At 53.1% G+C, this 4,359-nt stretch carries 6 protein-coding genes and 1 pseudogene; 2 read left to right on the top strand and 5 right to left on the bottom strand.

All coding sequences use genetic code 11. The features are described 5' to 3' along the window. Window positions 1-45 precede the first annotated feature (45 nt). Window positions 46-465: an IS66-like element accessory protein TnpA gene (gene tnpA, locus RS75_RS26090; protein ID WP_084687218.1), complete on the bottom strand. Its 420-nt coding sequence runs from the start codon at window positions 463-465 to the stop codon at window positions 46-48. A gap of 422 nt (window positions 466-887) precedes the next feature. Then, window positions 888-1,916: a hypothetical protein gene (locus RS75_RS24820; RefSeq protein WP_045022984.1), complete on the bottom strand. Its 1,029-nt coding sequence runs from the start codon at window positions 1,914-1,916 to the stop codon at window positions 888-890. 259 nt (window positions 1,917-2,175) lie between these two features. Between RS75_RS24820 and RS75_RS27520 the strand changes: the two genes are divergently transcribed. Beyond that, window positions 2,176-2,472: a transposase gene (locus RS75_RS27520; RefSeq protein WP_407691591.1), complete on the top strand. Its 297-nt coding sequence runs from the start codon at window positions 2,176-2,178 to the stop codon at window positions 2,470-2,472. 266 nt (window positions 2,473-2,738) lie between these two features. On the opposite strand, the pseudogene RS75_RS26555 reads toward RS75_RS27520, so the two are convergent. After that, window positions 2,739-2,885, bottom strand: a pseudogene (locus RS75_RS26555) (IS3 family transposase); the annotation flags it as partial. 150 nt (window positions 2,886-3,035) lie between these two features. On the opposite strand from RS75_RS26555, the gene RS75_RS24810 reads away from it, so the two are divergent. Beyond that, the gene (locus RS75_RS24810) at window positions 3,036-3,299 is read left to right on the top strand and encodes a hypothetical protein (RefSeq protein WP_045025262.1); all 264 of its coding nucleotides are present in this window, start codon (window positions 3,036-3,038) and stop codon (window positions 3,297-3,299) included. Window positions 3,300-3,451: 152 nt separating this feature from the next. On the opposite strand, the gene RS75_RS24805 is transcribed toward RS75_RS24810, so the two are convergent. Both RS75_RS24805 and RS75_RS24800 read right to left on the bottom strand, forming a co-directional pair. Beyond that, window positions 3,452-3,889 (bottom strand): type II toxin-antitoxin system VapC family toxin, encoded by a 438-nt coding sequence (locus tag RS75_RS24805; protein WP_045025261.1) that lies wholly within the window; start codon window positions 3,887-3,889, stop codon window positions 3,452-3,454. Next, a complete protein-coding gene (locus RS75_RS24800) occupies window positions 3,890-4,135 on the bottom strand; it encodes a type II toxin-antitoxin system VapB family antitoxin (protein ID WP_045024954.1) in 246 nt (81 codons plus the stop codon). It abuts the gene before it with no gap. Between the last annotated feature and the right edge of the window lie 224 nt (window positions 4,136-4,359).

The following is a 4,359-nucleotide window of genomic DNA, read 5'->3' as shown; positions in this document are numbered from 1 at the left end:
CCGGCCCGAAAGTCGATCGGTTCGCGATGCAGGTAAACCTTGAGATCAGCGCCTAGTCTGAACATGACCCAGCGCTCCTATTATTGCTGTCAACCCATCGACATCGCTGCATTCCAGCGTCAGGCTGACCCCGTTCGGCAGCACCGCGCTCAGCTTGGATGCATGAGATCGCTTGCCGACCGGCTCCACCTTCGTCAGTGGACCGCTGGCAGAAGACGAGTGCATATCTGTAGCTATCTGAACCGGAACGAACGTAGATACCGCAGGCAAAGCACTATCTTCTTTGGCTCTCTTCACCCACTTGCGAACGAGATTGGCGTTGACGCCGTGCTCCAGAGCTAGACGCGAAACCGAAACGCGGGGCTCTAAACACGCTGCGACAAGCTGATCTCGGGAGGCAGGGTCATATCGACGGCGGCCGTCGCGGCCAACAAGCCGCACCTGCAGTTTAGGAGTATCGTCCATGATTTGGTGTCCACCTATTTTTGGTGGACACTTCATGCATCAGAGCACTGCGCCTCAGAAGGCGCACAGAAATTCGCGCTTACCAACAACCGTCGCCTTCTGGAGCCCATCGGCAACATACCGCCAGCCGAGGCCGAAGAACGATATTACGCCATGCTGGACGCACCGGCCGTGGCCGCATAACTTAAACGAAATGGCCTCCGGCAAACCCGGTGCGGTTCAAGTCGCCGCTTTATCCCGCATTGAAAGCCTGTTCGAAACGACGACACAGGATGGCAAGTCGGATGGTGCGCGGCGCGTAAATTGGACCGATGGAACTCCTGTTAGCGAAGTTTGAATGTGGTCAAACAGGGCGAAACAGTTTGCTGGAAATTGCGGTCGTTCACGCTCCTGTCAAAAGCGCTTCTTTCGGCATCCATCCTTTACCGGCACATTTCTCTATCCCGCAATCGTTCAACGTGGACGCGTTGGTTCTGCTTGACCGCAGACTTTGCCGGGGATGCCTCAATGTTGTCGATACGAGCTTCGGCGGCGGCAATTATGGCAGCTCGGCTCGTTTTATGCGGTGCTACCGCATCTGGATGCCGGTGCAGGTATTCCTGATATTCAGCGATCGTGTCCTCTTGTCTGGAGGCTTTAATCCAGATGCCTATCTCTTTCCAGTTCTCCGAAAAATTGCGTATCCCAATCGAAATGCCTGCATCTTCCCACATTTCCCGTTCGTCATCGTCCATAGATTCCGAAGTATCTGCAACTTGAGTCTCGCGCAGGATAGGCTTGATCTTATTGGGCCATTCGGAAGCAGGGAACCATTCATGACGCCAGGGATCGCAAAATACCGCCTGCTCCGGCAGTGGAGGGGCCCTGTCAAGGCTGTAGCTACCCCATGCAGATCTGGAGCTCGCCAACTCGGAAGGGCTGGCACCAATCACAAGGAGGTCATGGTTGTCCCCGACGAAAAGAATGGATACCTCCTTCGCGTCGGTATGATTCAAGAGGTACTTGAAAGCGGCAAGGGATTGCTCGCCGCAGTTTCCCATGCCAAACGCCTCGACGTGGTCAGCCTGCCACAGAGCAGCGGCTCCCGCCGACATTCCGGGTGGTTGGTTTTCTGCAAGGTCTGCATTAAACTGGTTACGCAACCGTTGCCGGGTATTGCTATCTCCCAGCTTGCCGGAAAGAGCGTGTCCCTGTGCTTCGTCGATGGGGCGATTGGTGGATCCCAAAAAGAGTTTTTGCTCCGCATATTTTACAGCGTTCTCGGCATAAATGAGGTTCTTCGTCCGGCCAGCGGACGGTAAGATATTTTGTGGTATGTCGGCGTTCTCAGCATGAATAAGGTTCTTGGTCCGCTGATGTCGAGGTTCCTCGAAGGCAGACTTCTCGTTCTCCCTTTTCAGGGAGCTTTTTTTCTCTCGATACTTTTCCTTCAATTTTGACCAAAAGGACATGTGAATACTCCAAAATTTTCATGGCCCAAACGGGGTGTCCAACTCGCCATTGAAAACTTCAGCTGACACAGATTTCCTCCGCGGTGGTCGGGCAGAGGGAGGAGACTTTGTGATGTTATCTCCATTTTGCAGCTAGTTGATAACCCTGCCCGGACGAGCCATTCCCGGATGAGGGCTGGCTGTAATCCCGATGCGCGTCTTGCTTGCTTTGGAACGGTTTTTCCCCGTCAGTCATGGCGGATCTGCAATCAAGTAATCGATACATTTATCGAAGCAAGATATTTCGTATTTCATCCGTAACGGAGATTGCAAGAGCATCGAGCCGATGTCGGGCCGCCTGGCGGCGGGGCAATATGATCGTCTCCATCATTTTATTTCCGATGGCATATGGGACGATGAGCCACTCAGGCTGGAACTGGCGCGTGACGCCGACAGTGCTTCTGGCACCGTGCCGAAGGCGTCCGCCGCCGCCCGCCCGCCTGCGCGCGGCTCTTTGGACACGCGCGAGGCTGGCGCTGCAGGTGAACGGTCCAGATCTTCCGGGTTAGGTCTTTGATCCACGGATGAGCGTGCCGTCCTGAGGAAGACCGTGGGCGATCGTGGTATGAAATCAAGCAAGGCTTGGTTTCAATTGTAGCCGAGCCGATCAGGACAGCTGCACCGTTTCGTGAGAAAAAGATGACTTTTCCGGGTACGCGGAGCATGTCTCACGGACAGGACAATCAAGCCAAATAAAAGAAAATATTCGGCGCTCGTAGACGAAAGAAAACCTGTCGACAGCCCTGCACGGTTCGGACCAGCCCGCGGGAATCACCGCACCGGGCGAAGCATCTGCGCAACCCGGTTCGGGCAACACATCTCGCCCTGGTCGAGAAGGTCGTCGTGCAGCTTGCGATAACCGTAGACCTTGCCGCTCTCTTCCCAGACCTTTAGGAGCAGATCGATCTGTCGCTTGTCCTCGGCAGGTCGGAGGGTGTTATTTTAGTAATGCCGTAGGAGTTTTTGCATTGTTTCAGGTGAAACGGTTCTCCCTGCGACTTTTTCCGATGTGAAGTCTATGTTTATCGTCACGCAATCTGTTTTTCGAGAACATTATTACTTCTTTGAAGGAATTATTTTATGCATTACGATTATTACGTAGGTGGTTTCTCATGTTTTGAGCCGGAAGGCCATTCCGGTCCAGCGGCACCCAGTCCTGCCGTCGTCTCCGCATTTGACGAGCGAAGCCTGTCAGAGGTGATTGCCCCTCTCTCAATGTCGCAACAAATGTTGCTGCTCTGCTTCATCTCCGGGCAGATTGAGCATTCGGATTGGATAGGGCACATGGAGGAGGATCCACTTTTGGCTGCCCACTTCTCTCTGATGTGGTCGGGAAGAACATGACTTCATGCGTCCGTTCCTTGCCGGAAAGCCTTATCTGACCTGCCGAAATGGCGACAATGGTCATCATGATCGCACCCGGGATCATGATGACCAGCTCGACAGGCGGAATTTTTTGCGTGGACAAGAATATTCGGCGTACTGACCGCCGGCAATCAGACGGTTTCGATATCGGTCTTTATGAAATCTTCGCCTTTGAACAGCAGGGGTAACCTATATTCCTTCGCGCAGGCATAGACGAAGCAATCCCCCATATTCAAACGGGCCGGATGAGCGACAAATTTTCCGAAGTTACGCGCTGCGTCGATAGCTCCGCGATGCGTCTTTCCTCCTATTGGCATTTCGTGAGCGGCGATCAACGTCAAAAAGCTCTCAATTTTTTGCTGAGCGGTTTCGATAAATTCCGGAGGGATTGGGGCTTGCTGTCCGACCTTTGCATTTGCCATCTGGCGAGACAAGCTCAGAACCGCTTCGAAAACCGTCGTCGACGAATAGAAGATCGGTTTTTTGGCTCCCTCCAGTTTGGCAAGGAGGGAACCCGCGTCGCTCTCGTTGGTGAGGATCGCTATGATCGCGGATGCGTCGATGTACATTTATTCTTCCCACAATTCGTCTGTGAACTTCTTCATATCGAATGGCTGGGGAGTTGGCCCGAGTAAGATCCCGATTTCGTCCTGCAGCTTCTTGACACGCTCTCTCAAGGGGATGGCGTTCTCAGCACGAGCGAGCTCGTTTTCAAGAGCGCGTCTCACAGCCTCGGTTTTGTTCGCTGCCTTGGTCGCAATCTGAACTTTTTTTGCAAGTTCATCGACGGTATTATCACGGATATAGAGAGACATAGTAAAATCCTTTACGCGTATATGCGCTACTAGATATACGAATATCTTATGCGGGATATACATTTTTGACAAACTTAAAAAAGCTCAACTGGCCCCGTTTGTCGGCCGCGAACGCGGTAGGCGAGGAAGCACCATAATCCCTTGCGGTTGACATGTCCCAGCGGCGAATTCCGCGTTCTCTTTTGCTGGTTGATCTGAACCCTTCAAACTGGACCGTTTTTGGT

The organism is Rhizobium nepotum 39/7 (assembly GCF_000949865.1).
Classification (GTDB): Bacteria; Pseudomonadota; Alphaproteobacteria; order Rhizobiales; family Rhizobiaceae; genus Agrobacterium; species Agrobacterium nepotum.
The sequence above is the reverse complement of the archived record's forward strand: the minus strand, read 5'-3'. Positions and strand labels throughout refer to the sequence as shown.